This is a genomic window from Jingyaoa shaoxingensis, assembly GCF_014385005.1.
Classification (GTDB): Bacteria; Bacillota; Clostridia; order Lachnospirales; family Lachnospiraceae; genus Marvinbryantia; species Marvinbryantia shaoxingensis.
This window is the reverse complement of record NZ_JACRSZ010000011.1, coordinates 35,063-53,955: the sequence shown is the minus strand read 5'-3', so window position 1 is coordinate 53,955 and position 18,893 is coordinate 35,063. Positions and strand designations below refer to the sequence as shown.

Genomic DNA, 18,893 nt, shown 5'->3' with positions numbered 1-18,893 from the left:
TGTAACTATCAACGATATTTCAACAGGACTTACAGCACAGTGGCTTCCGTTCTTGGCTCGGGCAACCTGAACAACGGTGCGAATGACGGCCGTCGGAATGCGAACCTGAACAATGGGCTTTCCAACTCGAACTGGAACTATGCCGCTCGAATTTCTGCATAACTTAGAGGTGCTGTATTTCGTTCCCTTAAAGGGAACTCCGAAAGGGCTGGGGCGGAATGCCCGAAATTGACGAACCAGCACCGGAGGCATGGCAACATGTCTCTGGCTCTGTGGCGGAAGTGGACACAGATGGGGGCTAGTAGTAAACCCGAACGTCCTTGAAGCAGAAAGAAAGAGAAACATGAAAACATATTGCAAGAGACTTGTGGTTTCGGACACAGACAGGATTTATGATGTAATCACAGATTATATGCACGATAAATACAGAAAGAATAGCTCTGTGAGGTTCTTTGCCTGCTATACCGGGGAAAGCCGGGAGCATGTAAAACAGTATCTAAAGCCGCAACTGACGAACCTAGAGCCGGTAGACCGTAAAGAGTTTGCGGCACTTAGCGTTGGCAATCTCCCTGAGAATGATTTCTGGAGGGCGGCACATTACAAGCTGGCGTTGGAAATGGCATATCATATCCGTACCAGAACCGTTAGGGAACATTTGTTGGCGAACACTTACGGACAGCCGTTGATCCGCTATACAAAGATCAATGACCCGGGAAGTGGAAAGGAACGTATGCTTGGGCTGGAAACAATATTGTTTCGCTTATATGAGCAGGTTGCAGCAAAGGCGGCGGAACCGTTGTTCAAAGCAAAGCTGGGAACATATCAGTGCGCTTCCATCAAAGGAAGAGGCCAGAACTATGGCAAGAAAGCAGTCCTGCGTTGGCTCTCTAATGATGTTGAAGGTACAAGATATAGCGCAAAGGCTGACGTAAAGAAATGCTATCCGTCAATCCGGCATGGAAAACTGTTGGAACTGCTGAAAAGAGATCTGCACAAATCGGATGAGTTGCTATATCTGTTTACTGTATTTATAGAGCTATATGAGGAATGGCCGTCGCCGGAAGCGTTGGCACCGGACAGAGGTATTCTGATAGGCTCTCCTGTATCAAAGGATTTATGCAATTATTTTCTCTCATACGCTTATCATTATGCAAGCGAGCGACTGGTTAAAGAAACCTGCCGGAGAGGGCAGACGAAAATCAAAAGGTTAATAGCACATGTCATTTTCTATATGGATGATATAACGATGTATGCAGCGAATAAAACCCATTTGAAGCAGGCAGTCAAAATGATGATCGCCTATATGCTGGAATTTCTCGACTTGAGAATTAAGCCAGACTGGATTATGCAGAAAACCATGTATGAGGATCAGGTTGGAAAAACAAAGGGTTCCCTACTGGATTTCATGGGATTTCGGTTTCATGGTGGAGATGTAGAAATGAAGTCGTATTTTGGGAGACAGAAAAAGCACAAGAAAGTATGGGTAACAATCCGCAGGAACATTTTTCTTACCGCACGACGGAAGATGAATAAATTTCTGAAACTGGTAAAACACCATGTTGCTGTAAAAATCAAATTTGTGAGGTCGGTCATATCTGCATATGGCTGGTTCAAAAATACCAATATGGTGAAATATCGGATCAGAAACAAGGTAGATGAACTTATGCGGATTGCAAGGAAAATTGCAAGCGATCACGACAAAGGAAATGGCTATGTTGAGAAAAAATATTTCAATATGTGGAGGCGATATTATGTACAAGGTTCAAAGTCCCGAAAAAATGGAAAAGGTAGTGTACAAGGCAAAACCGAATGGCGTAGCAGATGTGTGGCTCAGGAACAACCAGCATGAAATTGTACAGGAAATAGAAGATGGCCCGACAGGATATGAGGCTGATGAGATTTTTTGCAGGGTAGACGTAGCAGTAATTTCAGAAAAGGAAATTGCTGCTGATTTTGGTTTCTGGTTTTCTATGTTGGAACAGATTCCTGACTTAGATGCAAATGAACTTGGGATTGAAGCAAGAAGAGCTGCAAAGTTGTCGGAAGTGTCTGCAGCGTGTGAAGAAAAAATTGTTTCCGGCATCGACGTTAAAATTGGAGAAGAAACGCAGCATTTCAGCCTGACTATTCACGATCAGCTCAATCTCTTTGGCAAACAGGCTCAGCTCAACGCCGGCGCTGAAAAATGCGAATACCACAATGACGGCAATCCATGCAAGTTCTATACTGCCGAAGAAATGGGGCTTGTCGTAAAGGCTGCGATGGAGCATGTGTCTGTCCAGACCACCTACTGCAATAGTATGTACGACTGGGTAAAATCATGTACGAAAGCTTCCGAGATTGAAGCAATCCAGTACGGTGATGAAATTCCGGTAGAGTATCAGTCGGAAGTTCTGAAAGAATATTTGAAGGAGGCGGAGGTAAAATGAAGTTATTCCTGAAGAAGTTGTATAAGACCATGTATCTGTGGGCAATAGGAGGACTTCTTTATTGCCTTTTTGAATTGATTTTCAGAGGGCATACGCACTGGACGATGTTTGCCGTCGGGGGCTTCTGTTTCGTTATGTGTGGGCTTTTGAATGAGCATATCGGATGGGATATGCCACTTCCGTTGCAGATGTTGATTGGCTGTCTGGTTATTACCGGTACAGAGCTGATTGCAGGTGTTGTTCTGAATATCTGGCTTGGTCTGAATATCTGGGACTACAGCAATATGCCGCTGAATTTGTGGGGGCAGATCTGCTTACCGTTTTCATTCCTGTGGTTTTTCCTGTCAGCCGTAGCAATCGCACTGGACGACGAATTGAGATATAACATGTTCGGAGAAGAGAAACCACATTATTATTTCTGGAGGAAGAAATGATTAAGATAATCTCCCGGCTCTGGTCGAGCATTTATGACCTCTTGCTTTTGGTAAAAGGACAGGGAAATAAGACACTCGAACAGATTGAGCAAGACCTTGATGTACTCGAAATGCTTTGCCGTCCATACGCAGGCGTTGACGAGTCTGAGGATATATTCTTAGGAGAGGAGGTAAAAGCCAATGAGCATGAAAGAGTTCGTAGAGACTGGCGGAAGTGTCCTGCTGATTGTCCTCACGCTGGTACAGGTTGCTCCCATTAGAATCAACCCTTGGAGCGCAATCGCGAGGACGATTGGGAAAGCGCTGAATGCGGATCTCAACGAAAAAATGGATGCAAACGAGGCGAAAACTGCCCGGTATCGCATCCTTCGGTTTGATGATGAAATACGTCATAAGATGCGGCATTCAAAAGAACATTTCGATCAGATTATCGAAGATGTTGATACCTACGAGCGCTACTGTCAGGATCACCCCAGATTTCCAAACGGAAAGGCAGTATCTGCGACAGACAATGTGAAAAGGACTTACGAAAAATGCAAAGATGAGAACTCATTTCTGTAAAACTTACAGGAACGTGCAGAATAGCTCAAATTCGTTAGTTTTATTGTAGGTGATAATTTATGCACCAAAAGGAAAAAGAACTGCGCTGTGGGCTGTGACAAGCTCACGGCAGCATTATAAACAGGAGGAACATATCTATGAAGAATTTTAAAGTATGGATCAAAGCAGCAGGCATTCGCGCAGCGAAAACAATGGCGCAGACCGCAGTAGCATTACTGCCGGCGTCAGCGACCATTTCTGCCGTAGACTGGAAAGTTGTTGTGGGAACAGCGGCACTGGCAGGCGTGGCATCAGTGCTGACATCTCTTGCGGGACTTCCGGAAATTGAGGAAACTAAATAACGAGTTGAATAAACTCATAGATCAACTGAGGGGCGAGTAATCGCCCCTTTTTGGAGCAAAAACATGAAAACATTTGCGACGATTATTCTGGTGGGGCTGGTCTGCGTGGGCGGCTTCACTTTTTTATTAGCCCGGGAGCTCGGACGATTTATAGATGATGTGTGTCCTTATGGACGGAAAGGAGAACATGATGGCGACGATTAACATTGAAGCAGAGAAAAAGGCTTATAAGAAATTTATTGCTGCTGGCATGACACCTGCCGGAGCCTGTGGTTTGCTTGGCAATCTGGAAGCAGAAAGTGACGGATTTTATCCGAACAGGGTAGAGTACCTGTGCATTAAGCGGCTGAAAGAAAATGGGAAAACATATACACACGAGAGCTATACCACTGCGATTGATACCGGAAAAATCTCATGCGAAGAGTTCCTTCACCCATTAGCTGGGAAACAGTATGGTTACGGTCTGGCACAGTGGACAAGCCCGGGAAGAAAATCAAGACTGTGGAACTATGCGAAACAGAATGGAACGTCCATTGCGGATCTTGAAATGCAGCTTGAGTTCCTGCTGAAAGAACTGCGAGAAAGCTACAGCCCTGTGCTTGCGATTCTGAAAACTGCAACAACAATCCGGCAGGCATCTGATGTTGTCCTGAAGAAATTTGAGATTCCGGCAAATACTGGCGAAAGCGTATGCGCCGGCAGAGCGGCAAGAGGACAGAAGTTTTATGACACCTATGTGAAAGGAGCAAAGGAAATGACAGTACAGCAGAGAATTGAAAAGGCGATTTCATGGATGGAGCAGACTGCGAATGATGATAGCCATGGATATTGTCAGGATCACAGATGGGGAAGTGATGGAGATTATGACTGTTCTTCCGCAGTTATTACTGCATGGGAAAATGCAGGCGTTCCGGTCAAAACAAAAGGAGCAACTTACACAGGAAATATGCCCGGCGTATTTACGGCAAACGGATTTGAAGTTGTTACCAATGCTGTAAACCTTGCGACAGGATCCGGGCTGAAACGTGGTGATGTGCTTCTGAATACCACGTATCATGCCGCTATGTACTGTGGAAATGGAAAAGAGGTCGAGGCATCTATCAACGAGAAAGGCACTGCACATGGAGGCAAGCCGGGAGATCAGACTGGAAAAGAATTCTTGATCCGCAGCTACAGAAATTATCCATGGACACATGTTCTGAGATATACCGGCGGAGAAACCGCACAGGCTACCAAAAGAAATTATCTGATGAAAGGTGACACAGGGGTGGCAGTCAAAACCATGCAGCTCATGTTAATTGATCTTGGATACTCTTGCGGTTCCAGTGGCGCAGATGGCGATTTTGGAACCAATACAGATAAAGCACTCAAAAAGTTCCAGAAAGTAAACGGCCTTGAAGTTGATGGAAAATATGGCTCTGCTTCAAAGGCAAAACTGGTTGCATTACACAATGCAAAGGCTGCCGGAACAGGAAATTCAGCCAGCAAGACCCCTACATATACGGTTGGAAAGATTTATACTACCGCGGTAGATAATCTGAGAGTTCGGAAGGGCGCAGGTACAGATTACTCCGCAAAGAAATGGCAGGACCTCACCAAAAATGCGAGAGAACACGCTTACACGTCTGGCGAACTGAAAAAAGGAACCGAAGTTTCTTGTCTTGAAATCAAAAATGACAGCGCAGGAAATATCTGGATGCGGATTCCGTCCGGCTGGATCGCAGCGTATTACAAAAAGAAAAAATATGTCCAGTGAGAAAAATGTACCCCGGAGGCAATGTGCTTCCGGGGGCTTTTGACGTTGTGATAACCGTTCGGTTTTCTTGGATAATTCAAAAAACCCAAAAAACCCGATACAGATACGGATACAGAAAAGGATACAGACAAAGATACAGATACAGAAAGCAATTATTGCGCTGCATTATATGCAAGATTTAAAAGTGGCTTTGCCTTTTCATAGTCTTTTGCCGTTCTGATCGTAACCTGCAGGTCACCGGTTCCATAATGTCCAATGTTTCTCATATCTCTGGTAAATCCTTCTTCCAGCTCTATATCATCTGGATTTATTTTAAGGTGCAGCAGGATCATTTTCCTAAAAATCTCAATGCAGATAATGTTCTTTGTCTTGCGGTACGCGAGATATAATTTTAACTGGTTCGGAACAATATCGTCCCCAAGAGATTCTATGTAGTCACAAAGAGAGCGGTATATATCCTGCAATTCGCGCGGCGCAGCAGACAGCTTTTCCAGATGTGTTTTCTGATCGCCTGACTTCTTGGCAGCGGAACTGTTCGGAAAATCCGAATTGTTGAGCGGAATAGGCGGCACAGCAGGAGCGTTCAGATGTTCAAACAAAACCAGATCATTTCCGTATTTCTGATATCGCACCAATTTGATATTGCGCTGCATTTGATTTACGGCGTGGAGATCATATTTTGTGAAGCCACTTGCAATACAGATCACACATGGCATTGACCAGTCTATGGAAGTGGCAGTATCCTGTCCGAGAATATCCGCAACAAGGAGTTGAAAATCTGCCTTGTGATCCAGCAACCAGTCCAAATAGAAAAGCCCCTGATTTATGACATTTTCATTACTACTTCGCTTATATTCAAATATGACCGGGCAATTATTTTCATCTATGCCTATACTATCCATTCTGCCATTTGTAATGACGTATTCACTTTTTAGAAAACGCACACCAAAGAATGTGTCCATGTTATTTTCAATCAAAGTCTGCAATTCTCTTTCAAGAAGCACTTCTGAAGCAACCATTTGCCGGACCTCAGGGTTGACGGAAAAGAGTTTAATATCCGACATATCCATCACCGGCTTTCTGCAATTCTCTATCAATATCAATTTCGTGGAATTTCTCCAAACTTTCCGAAAACAGATCTATTATGGATTCATCATTCTGGAAGTACAAGAGTCCTAACATTTCTGAGACAAGAATCACATTCTGGCTATCGTCAATCCACATAGAGCAGCCGCCCCAACCGGTTGACGACTTCTCAATATCTGGATTTCCATACTTTTCCGAGATTCCATCGCATATATCCTCATAATTGGAATCGTCAATATCCATATCATATCCGCCCGACACCAGCTTATCGTTCAGAAACAGATATTCAACGTTGGTATCGTATGTATCCACAGAACCATTGCATATACACAGGTCTGTAAGTCCATCCACACTTCCTACTTCATCAATTCTATAATCTCTGTATTCCAGCATATCTGATGTGATTTCTTTGCTCTTTATATCGTCCAATGTTGTTCCCCAGTCATACCCTCGAAAGGAATCAATCTGGGATATTTCAGCGGCGGGTTCAGCCAATACCGTTGAACAGCCAGCAAAACAGAGACACAGGGAAATTTTTGCTATATTCAGAGAATTGTGCAAAAATTTCCGGGGGGGGGGTAAAATAAAATGTGATATTTTTTTCATACACTCTCTCCTTTGTGAGTTCACTTTTTTCTATCATCATATCCCAAAAACAGAAACTCTACAAGGAGAAAAGCACATATTATTCTGAATCAGATTCGCTGCCTTCGTCTGGAATATATTCCATAAGGTCCCCAGGCTGGCAATTAAATGTCCGACAGATTTTATTCAGAGTCTTGCTGTCAAGTCCGCCGGACTGATTCCGCAGGCGAGTAAGAGTTCCCTGCCCGATCAGTTTCTCTTGGCGCACCCGGTAGAAAGACCAGCCTTCTTCTCTCAATTTATCAAAAAGTTTCTGATAGCTTATCATGGCGATTTTCTCCCTTCAATCTGAATGAATGACTTTTCTATAATACAGATTCTAACACAAAATATGCACTCAAACAAGTGTATAATTTTGACAAGTTTAGACACTTAACTTTGTGCATGTCACCTATGGACTCGGCACTCAATCTAGTGTAGAGTAGAGATATAAAGAACAGGAGGACATGAACATGAAATTAAGAATTTATGATTGCTACTTAAATATTACAAACCGTGAGGACGTGCAGGAATGCACAGAAGAAAAGCTGGAGAAATTAGATGAAATGCTCAATGAGTTTGGAGTGTCACATTGCTTTTCACTGACCGGTACGCAGGAGGTTGAAGCCATCGAGAAATCAGGCAGAGAGTATTGCGTTACTGTAATGTATGAAGGAAGCGACGAAACAGTATTTGAAATGGTATACATGCTTTGGAGCAAAATTCATAGAGACGTAAGCGACGAGATGATTTACAAGGCTATGAAGAAAGTAAGTGCAAGAAAGGTTGGAGAGGCAGGTAAGAGCTGCTTCTCAGAAAGGAGTTAGCAATGGCAGTTATGACAATGAGACGGGTTATTGCAGCGGTCAATGATAAAACGGAGATTAAGATTTACAAAGATGGCACATTACTGGCTAAAGGTAATTGGTTTCAGGATCAGATTCTTGAGTACGTTGCGGAAAAAATGGTAGAAGCGGATTTAGATGGAGCTTGCAACAAGTGCAAGGTAACAATTTTGCGATAAAGAAAGGGGCTGCGAACAATGAAAAAGCCAGAATCACTGAATACAATTACAGTAGCACAGACAAGAGAAAAATACAGAAACAACCAAAAGTCACTTGACAACATGATGTACCTTGTGGCGACAGGGATTTACGAGGAGATTAAGGGAATTGCTGGCGAAAGCATTATAAATCAGGTAATGACAGAAATTTTAGTGCAGCAGGAATATATTCGTGAAAGAGAAAAAGCGAATTGGGGATGGGATAAAGAAAGCGTTGACTTTAGCAAACATAAAGACAGAATTGCTTGATTGAAAGGAGACAAAGGATGCTGGAAATGTTGATGAAGAGCCCGGAGGGCGCAGAGTGTGTGCTGGGGGCTATGGTAAAAATGTTTGGTGTACAGGATCTGGTTTGGTGCATTTATGATACGTTCTGCGAATCAGATCAGCAGGAATTTGTGACAGCAGCGGTACAGGCCTACGAGAAAACGCATAGCGGAAAGGAGAATGGCTGATGGTAGATAAGAAAAGTGCTTTCAAGATTTATGGTAGCTATGCAGAACAGGTTAACGCACTGACCGACAGCGAGGCAGGCAGATTGTTTAAGGCATTGGTGAATTATAAGAACGGCGAGGAGCCAAAGAACCTCAGCGGCATGGAACAGATTGCGTTCCTGTTTATCAGGCAGCAGATGGATTATGATTGTGAGAAATATGAGCGCCGCTGCGAGCAGAACAGAAAGAACGGCATGAAAGGCGGCAGACCACGCAAGGGAGCGAAAAAGATTGAAGGGGTATTAGAGACCACAAATGCAGAAAAGAGCGTTCCTGTGGACTGTGGCGCAACTACAGCGCAGATGGCAACTGACAGTGGCAACGATATACCGAAAGCAGTAAATATACCAGAGAAAAGCTATTTGCTGACCTTGCAGGAAGTTGGATAAGAAAAACCGGACGGTATGATTTATACGGCTGAAAAACCACTCGGTTTTCTGGGATATTTCCGAAAACCCAAAAAACCCGATACGGATACGGAAACAGATACAGACACGGTGACAGATAAAGATACAGATACCGAAACGGATAAGGAGATCAACTTACCTGTGTAAGCTATAAATCAAAAATAAATCACAAAAGTAAGTTATTTCTATTTACAAACTTACAAATGTATGCTAGAGTAGAGATAGAAATAAACGGAAGGAGGATATAGGAAATGGCACTGGTATCAATGCAGTTTTATGAAGACCACCGAGTTGTTGGACGGTGTGTATCAAGCACAAAGGCTGCACAGGCGATTCTTGTGGAAAGAGGGAAAAGAGCGGCAAAGCTATTAAGAGAAACCGGCGCACAGCACGTTCTCTATGGCTGCAAAATTTATTCTGGCGATACGCTGGTAGCTGTGCAGCTCTACATGATACCAATGGACGATGCAGAATTTGAAAGAGTTACCGGAAAAGCAAATCAGGTTATTGTTTATGCTATTCACAGACATGGGGAGGCAGTATGACGGAAGTAGGAAGAAAGAAAAGAAAGCAGCAGAAGAAAATTGAGATGCTGCATGAGAAAAAGCAGCAGGGCTTTAATGTTGATGCGGATCTTGAAATTGCTTACGACGAGCTGACGAGATTGGAGTGCATGGAATCTATGGGAATCCAGTGCGAATCCGAGGTGCCGATAACAGAAGATGAAGCGGAAAAGCAAGGGATGTCGGATCATGACATTGCTTTGGGCTTTATGGATGGAACTATAATTCCGACAAAAGATCATAAAACACCTGCAGAAAAATTGCATGGTGAAATCGTAGGATGGCGAACTGAACCGTACCATGATGTAGCAATTTATGAAGATGGCTACGAAGAATACAACTATATTGGAGATTAGAAAGGGAAAAGCCATGGCGTATAAGCGGAAGACCAAGGACAGATGGGACATTATGACAAACTGGGGATATGGCTGGGAGTGTGAAAACAGCGAATATACCCGGGAGGATGCAAAGAGAAGTCTGCGTGAATATCGAGAAAATTTGGCAGGAAGAGCAGATGTTAGAATGGAAAAGCATAGAGAGCCAATAATGGCATAACAAGGAGGAAAAGACTATGGCAGAAGAAAAGAAAAAAATTAATGAACAGGAAATGGAAGCACTGTGCAAGGATCTGTGGCCTCACATTGCAGAGATTCGCGAGCTGCTGGTAAAGCATGGCGTGGAAAAGACAATTTCATTGTCGGTATCGGCGGACGGCTATGTTAGTTTCGATCCGAGCGATTGTGACTGGGAGTTGGTTCAGATTTCGCCGGAAGATGGCCCTGATCTTCGCTGCACGATAAGAAGGAAATTGCTGGCATAAATGCAGGCTGTATTTGCTATGCTTGTACGACCAACAAATGTAAGTAAATTCACAAAAATAACTTAAAAAAGTATGTGAAAAGTATTGACAAACTTACATATGTAAGCTAGAATAGAGACAGATAAAAACAAGAGAGCTTTTACAAGGAGGATACGAGCATGGCAAATACAACATTAAGATTTAAGGATATGACTTTTGAAAAGGTTGAAAACTATGATCCTGAAAACACAGCAGCGGACAAGAACGGCATTGTTTCTTACTGGGCAGCAAAAACGCCGGATGGCGAGCAGGTGGTTACTGGCGAGAACAAGAAGAAATGTATTTCAGCAGCCAGAGCTTATGTGCATGAAGTCAATGAAGCTACTGAAACGGCAGAAACCAGCGAAGTTGTCGAAGAACAGGCAGCGGAACAGCAGGTGACAGAGCAGCCGGAAGTCATTGAGGAAGAAACGCAGGAAGTTGTTTCCGAAGAGGAAAAGGAAGAAATTACTGAAGCGGAAACCAGCGAGGCGGCAGCAGAAGAATCTGCTGAAGAGCCGGAGATCAATATGTGGCTTATGGGATATATCCCAAAGAAAAAGCAGCCGGCAATCTTAATGCTCCGAAAGGACGACGAGGGCTACTGGTGCAGAATTGGTAATGGCTTCATTGTAGAAACCGGAAAAGGTGAGGATGACGATATTATCCATGAAGCAAAGTGGAAAGAATTTCTGAAATCATTAAGAAATGTTGTCAAGGCGGCGTAAGCTGCATTGACAACAGAAAGAGGTGCTGATATATGAGTTGCGGTCACTTCAAACGAATCATTTTTGACGATTCAAAATTACATCGGTGCGAATTCTGCGGAGGAGCTGCACATTTTGAAATTAAACCCGATGGCAATTTTATGATTGGGTGTGAAAGTTGCAGTTATCATTTAGAAGAAGTGGAAGTGCTGGACGACAAGACTATTGATGAAAGAATAGAACATATTGCAAAGGTATGGAACCGAGGTTACTTTTATACTTTAAACAATACATTTTAGGAGGCAGAACAGATGGAAACAAGCAGAAAGAAGATGAAAGAGGAAGCGGTCCGCAGACTGCTGAAATGGGGACTGCACCCGAATGTGGTGCGTGAGTTCAAAGAGGAAGGCAAGCTGAACAGATCCGAAGGACCGGGACTGCTTTACTGGCTGACGGACGAAGAACAGCAGATTGTAAAAAGGTTTGAAAAAGACCATAACAAGATAGTGTATCACTTGATTAAAACTCCGACGAGCATAGGAATGTTGTACAATATCCTGTATGTTGGAGCTGATGTGGGCGAATGGACACTGGATAATGATGATTTGATGGCAGGCCAGCAGTTGGTGTATGTAAAAAATATGGACGCAGACGATTGCAGCGAATTTGGCAGCATTGGAATAAAAAGAACAGTAGCCGGAGGGCTTGAAAGAACATGGTAATACCGAAGTAATGCAGCGGTCTATTTTTTTACGGCAATGACTTACAAATGTAAGCTGAAATAGCTGTATAAGCATACAAAAACGAGCAGAAGGGAGGGCGAACATGTTCAGAATGGAGATTGAAACCGACGGTGCTGCATTTAAAGATCCAGAAACCGGCGGCGAAGATAAGGCTTTTGAAGGAATTGAAATTTCAAGAATCATGAGAAAAGTAGCGGCAGAGCTGCGAGAAGGAAAAGAGTCTGGATCAATTATGGATCTCAATGGAAATAAAGTTGGATATTGGACAAGGGAGGATGAAGAATAAATGCCAAATCATGTAAGAAATGTAATTAAAATGCAGGGAATAACAGAGTTTCCATTATTCCGAACATATGACGACGGAAGCAAGGGATTTGATTTCAATAAAATGATTCCAATGCCAGAGAGTCTGAATATGGATAGTGGGTCTATGGTAGACGACTATGCAATCTATTATTTAACTGATAGATGTACAGTGCCAGTAAGCAGAGTTTCAGCAGAGAAGAAAGCTGTGATCGCAAAAATAATCGCAAACAACATGTTTGGAAGCGAAGAATGGATTCAGAGGATGTTCAACAGGGTTATGGAGCAAGCGTTTGATGAAACAGAGTCAAAGCGCAAGAAAATGTATGAGGATGGAAAAACCTATGTGGAAAATCTCGAAAATTATGGCTACGCCTCATGGTATGACTGGTGCATTGCAAACTGGGATACAAAATGGAACGCTTACGACAACGAGACAGAAGGAACGGACTGTATTAAGTTCAGCACAGCATGGGCGAATCCAGAACCGGTAATCAGAAAGCTGGCAGAAATGTATCCGGGAATAAAGATTGAGCATTGGTGGGCTGATGAAGATACCGGAAACAATACCGGGTACAGAATTTTTGAGAACGGCAAAGAGGCAGAGGAATCAGTTGGATATTATGAAAATTGCTCAAAAGAAGCCTATAGCTGCTATGAGTTGTGCTGGGGTGAAATGTCAAAATGCTACCACAAGGACGAGAACGGTAACTGGGTACAGCATGACTGTAAAGGTTGCACAGGGTGCAGTTTGGGTACAGTATGATTGCAAAGATCACGCAGGAGGCAATTAAAGAAAGGAGAAAACTATGGGACAGTATTATAAGCTGGTAAATTTTGATAAAAGAGAATTTGTAGAGCCTTGGCCGCTGGATTGCGGCGCAAAGTTGATGGAATGGTCGTATTGCAGAGCTGGCATGGCCTGCGCTCTTATGAACTTGATCGCTGGAAGCTGGAAGGGCGACAGGGTGTATGTGGTTGGAGATTATGCGGATCTGGAATATAGCAATGAAAATTGGTTCGCTGAATACAAGGAAATGGCGGATAAACTTGGAACTGATAATGTATATGGCTATGCAACAGAGAATTTCAAGGATATTACAGAGGAAGTGGACGCAGAGTTCCATGACTGGAAGAGAATTTATAACCACCGCAAGAAGCAGTTTATTGATCTGAGTAAATGCCCGGTTGAATGGGTGTGGTGGGACGACGAAGCAAAGAAACCTGTTCTTTCAAGCGTTGCGCCGCTGGGCTTGCTGCTGGCAATGGGAAATGACAGAGGTGGCGGCGATTACAGTAGAAGAAATGGAGAGAATTTTAATCTGGTTGGAAGCTGGTGCAGCTCTACGAGATACATAGAGGTTTCCAATGATGAATGTACACCGACAGGATATGAAGAGTTTGCACCAGACTTTACAGAGAATGATCCGCTGATTCCATATACCAAAGCAGAGGAACTGATGGAAAAACTGAGAAAAGAGAAAATGAAAGATGATTGATGATCTGAGAAAAAATGGCTCTGGCTATTATGATGAAACTGCTTATAAGGCAATCAAAAATACAATGAAAAATCCAACAGGGGGGGGCTACACCATGAACAAGGGAGAATTTTTAGAGAAAGACATCGTAACTGTTGAATGCACAAATGGCGCACAGGACTTCTTGCTGTTGAAATGCCATGAAGATTATGCTACCGCTTTGCTGCTGAGAGACAAGAAGTACAAGGAAAATAACATCAAGGTTATTGGCAGATCTGTAATGTATGCGGACGCTGGCAGACCGGCATATGTTTACTATGACAAGATCAGCGGTTATGTGAAAACTATTAAGGATCAGGAATTTACAGATATTCAGGCCAGCATTGCAAAAGCTATGGGATTGGTAATTGACCGGGAAACAGCACCGACACCAGAATATGTTCCACAGGGCAGCGAATCTACGGTGCCGGAAGAACTGGAAATGTTGTGCAAGCAGGTTGCGAATTGCTGCAAGAAACTGGACGATATGCAGCCGGAAGTGCCGCAGGAGAATGTAGAAAAGTTGAAGACCAGCATTATCCGACTGGAAGCAGAACGTGATGTTTACAAGGAACTGTTTATGATGGCAAATGGTACGAAAGGAGATAACGATGGATCTGAAAATAAGTCCGAGAAATAAAAATGACCGAGGCGGGGTGGCGTGTATGCCGCTCCGTAGAAACGTCCCAGAGGGGCGAGAAGGTTGGAAGTTAACCACATGTCCTAATTGTGGAAGGGAGTGCTGGGAAATGCCCCTGCTGGACGTGGTAAAGGCACAGGGGGCTTCTGCATTGTGTACAGAGTGTGCATTGAAACAGGGAGCAGAAAAAACTATTGAGAAGAATATTGGAGCGTATGCGGTGTATCTGGCAAAAAAAGAAAACATCGTGAACATGAAAAGCAAATGCGGCAGTATGAAAGAATTGAATCGTGACCTGCAGGAATTTTTTGTGAAGTGCGGTGTCACAGATGAAGATGTTGCTGTTGTCAAGAAAAATGGCGAAGAATATATTGTGATCGAGGAGACTGTCGGGCAAAATATAATGCACATCATTACTGAAAAAATGACAGCACAGGGTCATATGACGTATGCGGTGGCGGAAGATTATCTGAAAAACGGAAGTGATCCGCTGGGAAAAGTGGATGTAAAGACGAATGCCGACCGAATCAGATCCATGACAGATGAAGAGCTGGCAGACTGGCTGAGTAATATGTGCTGCTTTGAGAAAGACGATGAACCGTATAAATCAATTTACAATATTGACAGAAATGAAGAAGAGGAAATCTATGATAGCTATGGCGATTTACTGAAATGGCTGCGAGAGGAGGCATAGCATGGGACTGACAATCAGAATTCCGGGAATGCGAGATACTTATAATTGCGGATATATTACATATGGCGTATTTCTTATGAAATTGGCAACAGCATACAATCAAGAAATGGGAGAGATATATGAAAAATATTTCAAATCAGCGATACCGCTTTATCCGAAATTAACAGATACGGAAATTGCAAGATACAATGAGCTGTGCAATCCGGATTTAGACATATTGCTGTTTCATTCGGACTGTGACGGAAAACTGACACCGAAGGAATGCAAAAGAATCTATAAGGCAATCAAAGATCTGAAAATGGATATGCCGGGACATAACTATGGCGACATGAAACCGTACAATATGCTGGAGCGATTCAAAATGATGTTCCTGCATTGCTGGAAATTCCGAGTGAATATGTACTTTGAGTGAGGTGGTTGGTATGTGCGACGGAATCAAATTGGTATGCAATGAAGCTGGGGAATGGGAGAAATACGACGATACTTGGGACATTACAATTCATTGCAGAGATGAACAGGAAAACGAAAAGATAAGAGCAATTCTCACAAATCTAAATCTTTCTGGGTGGATTGCGACAAAAGATAAGCTGCCAGAGAAATTTAAGACGGTTTTATGCTGGGCCAGAGACAAGACCATTGCAGGAGGCGAAACCTATATTCTTGGATCGCAGGATAATGGGTGCTGGTTCCTGAAGACTTATGATATTGCCACACAGAGCTATCCCGTGAAAGATTATGAGGTAGTTGCATGGCGAGAATTGCCGGAACCGTATGTGGAGGTAGAAAAGTGAATAAGCAGAGAAGAAAGAGATTAGGTAAAGCATTTGATCTTGTAACGGAAGCAATGGATATTTTGGAAGAGGTAAAATCTGAGGAAGAGGAAAGCTATGACAATCTTCCAGATAATTTCCGAGATGGTGACAAGGGAGAAGAAATGCAGAATTACATAGAAATGCTGGAAGAGGCCAGTGGCTATCTGGGCGACGCAAATAGCGTGATCGAACAGATCGGATGGACGAAAGAAGATTTTAACAGGAGGAATTTCAAAGATGAATAAGGTTATTTTGATGGGACGACTTACCAGAGATCCAGAGGTCCGGTATTCTTCCGGCGAAAATGCGCTTGCGATAGCGAGATATACTTTGGCGGTTGATCGAAGATTTCATAAGGACAATGAAGCGTCTGCGGACTTCATTGGCTGTGTTGCGTTTGGAAAAGGCGGAGAATTTGCGGAAAAGTATCTGAGACAGGGAACCAAAATCGTAGTCACAGGTAGAATCCAGACCGGAAGCTACACCAATCGGGAAGGACAGAAGGTATATACGACGGAGGTTGTTGTGGAAGATCAGGAGTTTGCAGAGAGCAAAGCAGCGAGTCAGAATAATTCGCAGACCAGCGCCGGAAACCGGCAGCAGCCACCGCCACCAATGCCCACTGATAAAGATGGATTTATGCAGATCCCGGATGGAATTGATGAAGAACTGCCTTTTAATTAAACATGAAGAAATCATAGCCGTTGTGTATGCAGCGGCTTTTGATTTACTCACAAATGTTTGTAAATAACTCACAAAAATGCGTTTTATCTATTTACAAACTTACATATGTATGCTAGAGTAGATACAGATAAAACAAAGGAGGGTACAAGGCATGAGAAAGAAATCTGGTATCTACAAGTATAACGGTAAGTGCTTCAGATATGATTACGAACATGCAATCGTAGAGTATGTGGCCAAGGCAACAGCACAGGAAAAGAAAGACAATGAGGAATGGATAGCAAAATTCGGTAAGCCTTTATGGGACATTGATGAAAGCGGCTACCTGCTGATCGACAGCATTGGACTTTCAAGAGAAAACTGGAAAGACAAAGAAGCCAGAAATGAGTATCTGGAAGAGTATTGCTACCAGCTTGAAGATTTTGTTGCAAGTGAACTGGCTGGAATGTTTTGAGAGAGGGGAACTGGCATGGAAAAAGATTACAGAGAGAAGATTAAGAAACTACTGGCACTGGCAGAAAGCCCGAATGAGCATGAAGCCAAAGCAGCATTGTTGAAAGCAAAAGAGCTGATGGCAGAGCACAAACTTTCTGAACTGGACGTAAAGGACGTAGGAAAGAAAGAAGTTAAAGAAGTCCTGCTGGAAGGTATGCAGGCAAGCACGAGACACAATCCTTGGATCATTCCACTGAGTACAGTTATCGGAGAAAATTATTGTTGCAAAGCCTTTAATAACAAATACAGTGGAAAACAGCTCAGAACAATCGGGTTCGTTGGATTCGAGGAAGACGTGCAGATCTGCGAGCAGGTGTTTCGATACGCTGTGAACTGCGTGGAATCAAAGCTGAAAGAAATCAAGAAAGAGAATGGCTGCTATAGCGCTCAATACCGCAAGAAGCTGTGCGACGGTTATGGTTACGGATTTATGGTCGGCGCACAGGAAGCCTTTGAAAAACAGAAGAAAGAAAACGAGGAAAAAGGCTGGGGACTGGTAATGGTTACGCCACAAGAAGTTACAGAACATATAAAAGATTTCAAGCACGAAAACTTCAACAAAAATGCCGGCAGCAAACTTGACGCTAACGCTTTTGGCATTGGGTACACGGATGGAAAGAAATTTGATCCGACAAAAAAGCTGGAGGCATAGCATGGACAAAGAAATGATAAAAGCCCTGCGGTGTCTCGGAAGCCAGAGCTGTATGGGAGACTGCTATGCTGATGTATATAACTACAAAAACAGATTCGACGTGAAAGCTGCATACATGTGCTGCGGAGAAGCAAACAAGGAAAATAACTGGATCGGCTGTCCGTATTATCAGAGTAAATATGAGACTTGCATTGATGATGGCTGCGAATGGTTGGATAAGGTAGCTGATATTTTGGAGGGAAAGACAGGAGGCAACGAAGATGGAAGGTAAAACTTTAAGGTTTGGCATAGAGGGCGCATGGCTGACTGCGTTTGTTCGGCAGCAGGTCTTTTCTGAGGGAAAAGATCCGAAACACATTGTTGAACTTATGCGTGGTTTTATGTGTGGAACAGATCAGGCAGAGGCAGAGATTGACAGGCAGGCGGAAGACGTGCTGCTTGGCAGGGCAGAGTTTAGAGGAAATCCCAGAGACGGTTCATGTGCCTTGCTATTTTTCCAGCCGGGGAAGAGCCTGGCGATTGGGATATGTTCGGAAAAATTGCGGAAATTATGAAGAAAAATAAACTTCTGGAAGATCAAGTGGCTGCTTATAAGGGAAAATATTCTGCGGCACTGGAAGCAATGTATGATTCTCAGAGAAACAATTTTCTGCAATCAATAGGAGAAGCACCAAAAGATACGATGCCGACAATTCTGCGAGAATTTTTGGATAGAGCCACTGACAACGAATCACACGAAACGGCTGACTATGGTTGGCTGGAGCCGGACGGCACATTCCATGAAGTGGAGTGGGGAGAACATACCAAATGGGCTGATGATTATATGCGCGAGCATATGACTGATGATGAGTGGCTGGAAAGCGAGTTTTATAATTCGGGAGATTATTTGACGCAGAGAGGCTGGGTGCTGCTTCATAACCCGGCACAGGGTATCGCTATTCCAACTAAAGACCCAACGAAACGATACACGAAAGCACAGCAGGACTTTCTGTATGGATATTATATTGACCGAAACCAAAGCGATAGAGCAAATGAGATTATGGAGGAATGAAA

The 18,893-nt window shown here is 43.3% G+C and carries 36 protein-coding genes; 33 read left to right on the top strand and 3 right to left on the bottom strand.

What is annotated here, in order from left to right; translation table 11 throughout:
- Positions 1-250 precede the first annotated feature (250 nt).
- From H8716_RS11305 to H8716_RS11275, 7 genes are all read left to right on the top strand, one after another.
- Entirely contained in the window at positions 251-1,849 is a 1,599-nt protein-coding gene (locus H8716_RS11305) for a reverse transcriptase domain-containing protein (RefSeq protein ID WP_249308942.1), read from the top strand.
- Complete coding sequence (locus tag H8716_RS11300; protein ID WP_249308941.1) at positions 1,791-2,429, top strand: DUF4376 domain-containing protein; 639 nt, start codon at positions 1,791-1,793, stop codon at positions 2,427-2,429. Before H8716_RS11305 ends, H8716_RS11300 begins: the two co-directional genes overlap by 59 nt.
- A complete protein-coding gene (locus H8716_RS11295) occupies positions 2,426-2,863 on the top strand; it encodes a putative ABC transporter permease (protein ID WP_249308940.1) in 438 nt (145 codons plus the stop codon). Before H8716_RS11300 ends, H8716_RS11295 begins: the two co-directional genes overlap by 4 nt.
- 180 nt (positions 2,864-3,043) lie before the next feature.
- Complete coding sequence (locus tag H8716_RS11290) at positions 3,044-3,424, top strand: hypothetical protein (RefSeq protein ID WP_249308939.1); 381 nt, start codon at positions 3,044-3,046, stop codon at positions 3,422-3,424.
- Positions 3,425-3,561: 137 nt separating this feature from the next.
- On the top strand, positions 3,562-3,765 hold the full coding sequence (locus H8716_RS11285) for a holin (protein ID WP_249308938.1): 204 nt from the start codon (positions 3,562-3,564) through the stop codon (positions 3,763-3,765).
- Positions 3,766-3,828: 63 nt separating this feature from the next.
- Positions 3,829-3,969, top strand: a complete 141-nt coding sequence (locus H8716_RS11280; RefSeq protein ID WP_249308937.1) for a hypothetical protein — start codon at positions 3,829-3,831, stop codon at positions 3,967-3,969.
- Positions 3,956-5,521 carry a phage tail tip lysozyme gene (locus H8716_RS11275; protein WP_249308936.1) on the top strand — a complete coding sequence of 522 codons (1,566 nt, stop codon included), beginning with the start codon at positions 3,956-3,958 and terminating at the stop codon, positions 5,519-5,521. Before H8716_RS11280 ends, H8716_RS11275 begins: the two co-directional genes overlap by 14 nt.
- Before the next feature lie 152 nt (positions 5,522-5,673).
- Here the strand turns inward: H8716_RS11275 and H8716_RS11270 are convergent, their stop codons facing one another.
- From H8716_RS11270 to H8716_RS11260, 3 genes are all read right to left on the bottom strand, one after another.
- Complete coding sequence (locus tag H8716_RS11270; RefSeq protein WP_249308935.1) at positions 5,674-6,540, bottom strand: DUF5655 domain-containing protein; 867 nt, start codon at positions 6,538-6,540, stop codon at positions 5,674-5,676.
- 31 nt (positions 6,541-6,571) lie between these two features.
- Entirely contained in the window at positions 6,572-7,036 is a 465-nt protein-coding gene (locus H8716_RS11265) for a hypothetical protein (RefSeq protein ID WP_249308934.1), read from the bottom strand.
- Between the two features lie 256 nt (positions 7,037-7,292).
- Positions 7,293-7,520, bottom strand: a complete 228-nt coding sequence (locus H8716_RS11260; RefSeq protein ID WP_249308933.1) for a helix-turn-helix domain-containing protein — start codon at positions 7,518-7,520, stop codon at positions 7,293-7,295.
- Between the two features lie 184 nt (positions 7,521-7,704).
- Here H8716_RS11260 and H8716_RS11255 point away from each other — a divergent pair, with 184 nt between their 5' ends.
- From H8716_RS11255 to H8716_RS11130, 26 genes are all read left to right on the top strand, one after another.
- A complete protein-coding gene (locus H8716_RS11255; protein WP_249308932.1) occupies positions 7,705-8,058 on the top strand; it encodes a hypothetical protein in 354 nt (117 codons plus the stop codon).
- A gap of 2 nt (positions 8,059-8,060) precedes the next feature.
- Positions 8,061-8,255, top strand: coding sequence for a hypothetical protein (locus tag H8716_RS11250; RefSeq protein WP_249308931.1), 195 nt, complete (start codon positions 8,061-8,063; stop codon positions 8,253-8,255).
- Between the two features lie 18 nt (positions 8,256-8,273).
- Positions 8,274-8,543 (top strand): hypothetical protein, encoded by a 270-nt coding sequence (locus H8716_RS11245; RefSeq protein WP_249308930.1) that lies wholly within the window; start codon positions 8,274-8,276, stop codon positions 8,541-8,543.
- Positions 8,544-8,560: 17 nt separating this feature from the next.
- Positions 8,561-8,749, top strand: coding sequence for a hypothetical protein (locus H8716_RS11240; RefSeq protein ID WP_249308929.1), 189 nt, complete (start codon positions 8,561-8,563; stop codon positions 8,747-8,749).
- Positions 8,749-9,177, top strand: a complete 429-nt coding sequence (locus H8716_RS11235; RefSeq protein WP_249308928.1) for a DUF6291 domain-containing protein — start codon at positions 8,749-8,751, stop codon at positions 9,175-9,177. The genes H8716_RS11240 and H8716_RS11235 overlap by 1 nt, the downstream gene beginning before the upstream one ends.
- A 269-nt stretch (positions 9,178-9,446) precedes the next feature.
- Positions 9,447-9,740 (top strand): hypothetical protein, encoded by a 294-nt coding sequence (locus H8716_RS11230; protein ID WP_249308927.1) that lies wholly within the window; start codon positions 9,447-9,449, stop codon positions 9,738-9,740.
- Entirely contained in the window at positions 9,737-10,114 is a 378-nt protein-coding gene (locus H8716_RS11225; protein ID WP_249308926.1) for a hypothetical protein, read from the top strand. The genes H8716_RS11230 and H8716_RS11225 overlap by 4 nt, the downstream gene beginning before the upstream one ends.
- A complete protein-coding gene (locus H8716_RS11220) occupies positions 10,080-10,313 on the top strand; it encodes a hypothetical protein (protein WP_249308925.1) in 234 nt (77 codons plus the stop codon). Before H8716_RS11225 ends, H8716_RS11220 begins: the two co-directional genes overlap by 35 nt.
- Before the next feature lie 16 nt (positions 10,314-10,329).
- The gene (locus tag H8716_RS11215) at positions 10,330-10,578 is read left to right on the top strand and encodes a hypothetical protein (RefSeq protein ID WP_249308924.1); all 249 of its coding nucleotides are present in this window, start codon (positions 10,330-10,332) and stop codon (positions 10,576-10,578) included.
- Positions 10,579-10,736: 158 nt separating this feature from the next.
- Positions 10,737-11,324, top strand: coding sequence for a hypothetical protein (locus tag H8716_RS11210; RefSeq protein WP_249308923.1), 588 nt, complete (start codon positions 10,737-10,739; stop codon positions 11,322-11,324).
- A gap of 32 nt (positions 11,325-11,356) precedes the next feature.
- Positions 11,357-11,602, top strand: coding sequence for a Lar family restriction alleviation protein (locus H8716_RS11205; protein ID WP_249308922.1), 246 nt, complete (start codon positions 11,357-11,359; stop codon positions 11,600-11,602).
- A 12-nt stretch (positions 11,603-11,614) separates the two neighbouring features.
- On the top strand, positions 11,615-12,025 hold the full coding sequence (locus H8716_RS11200; RefSeq protein ID WP_249308921.1) for a hypothetical protein: 411 nt from the start codon (positions 11,615-11,617) through the stop codon (positions 12,023-12,025).
- Positions 12,026-12,128: 103 nt separating this feature from the next.
- Positions 12,129-12,332 (top strand): hypothetical protein, encoded by a 204-nt coding sequence (locus tag H8716_RS11195; protein ID WP_249308920.1) that lies wholly within the window; start codon positions 12,129-12,131, stop codon positions 12,330-12,332.
- Entirely contained in the window at positions 12,333-13,115 is a 783-nt protein-coding gene (locus H8716_RS11190; protein WP_249308919.1) for a DUF1281 family ferredoxin-like fold protein, read from the top strand.
- A 43-nt stretch (positions 13,116-13,158) separates the two neighbouring features.
- Positions 13,159-13,848 carry a hypothetical protein gene (locus H8716_RS11185; RefSeq protein ID WP_249308918.1) on the top strand — a complete coding sequence of 230 codons (690 nt, stop codon included), beginning with the start codon at positions 13,159-13,161 and terminating at the stop codon, positions 13,846-13,848.
- Complete coding sequence (locus H8716_RS11180) at positions 13,841-14,506, top strand: hypothetical protein (RefSeq protein ID WP_249308917.1); 666 nt, start codon at positions 13,841-13,843, stop codon at positions 14,504-14,506. Before H8716_RS11185 ends, H8716_RS11180 begins: the two co-directional genes overlap by 8 nt.
- Entirely contained in the window at positions 14,478-15,200 is a 723-nt protein-coding gene (locus H8716_RS11175; protein ID WP_249308916.1) for a hypothetical protein, read from the top strand. The genes H8716_RS11180 and H8716_RS11175 overlap by 29 nt, the downstream gene beginning before the upstream one ends.
- A 1-nt stretch (position 15,201) precedes the next feature.
- Positions 15,202-15,612, top strand: coding sequence for a hypothetical protein (locus tag H8716_RS11170; protein WP_249308915.1), 411 nt, complete (start codon positions 15,202-15,204; stop codon positions 15,610-15,612).
- A gap of 10 nt (positions 15,613-15,622) precedes the next feature.
- Positions 15,623-15,991 carry a DUF551 domain-containing protein gene (locus H8716_RS11165; protein WP_249308914.1) on the top strand — a complete coding sequence of 123 codons (369 nt, stop codon included), beginning with the start codon at positions 15,623-15,625 and terminating at the stop codon, positions 15,989-15,991.
- On the top strand, positions 15,988-16,257 hold the full coding sequence (locus H8716_RS11160) for a hypothetical protein (protein ID WP_249308913.1): 270 nt from the start codon (positions 15,988-15,990) through the stop codon (positions 16,255-16,257). The genes H8716_RS11165 and H8716_RS11160 overlap by 4 nt, the downstream gene beginning before the upstream one ends.
- Positions 16,250-16,696 carry a single-stranded DNA-binding protein gene (locus H8716_RS11155; RefSeq protein ID WP_249308912.1) on the top strand — a complete coding sequence of 149 codons (447 nt, stop codon included), beginning with the start codon at positions 16,250-16,252 and terminating at the stop codon, positions 16,694-16,696. Before H8716_RS11160 ends, H8716_RS11155 begins: the two co-directional genes overlap by 8 nt.
- A 151-nt stretch (positions 16,697-16,847) precedes the next feature.
- Positions 16,848-17,147, top strand: coding sequence for a hypothetical protein (locus tag H8716_RS11150; protein ID WP_249308911.1), 300 nt, complete (start codon positions 16,848-16,850; stop codon positions 17,145-17,147).
- 15 nt (positions 17,148-17,162) lie between these two features.
- Positions 17,163-17,840 (top strand): DUF2786 domain-containing protein, encoded by a 678-nt coding sequence (locus H8716_RS11145; RefSeq protein ID WP_249308910.1) that lies wholly within the window; start codon positions 17,163-17,165, stop codon positions 17,838-17,840.
- A 1-nt stretch (position 17,841) separates the two neighbouring features.
- Positions 17,842-18,111 (top strand): hypothetical protein, encoded by a 270-nt coding sequence (locus H8716_RS11140; protein WP_195978165.1) that lies wholly within the window; start codon positions 17,842-17,844, stop codon positions 18,109-18,111.
- Positions 18,101-18,394, top strand: coding sequence for a hypothetical protein (locus H8716_RS11135; protein ID WP_249308909.1), 294 nt, complete (start codon positions 18,101-18,103; stop codon positions 18,392-18,394). Before H8716_RS11140 ends, H8716_RS11135 begins: the two co-directional genes overlap by 11 nt.
- On the top strand, positions 18,391-18,891 hold the full coding sequence (locus H8716_RS11130; protein WP_249308908.1) for a hypothetical protein: 501 nt from the start codon (positions 18,391-18,393) through the stop codon (positions 18,889-18,891). Before H8716_RS11135 ends, H8716_RS11130 begins: the two co-directional genes overlap by 4 nt.
- Positions 18,892-18,893 lie beyond the last annotated feature (2 nt).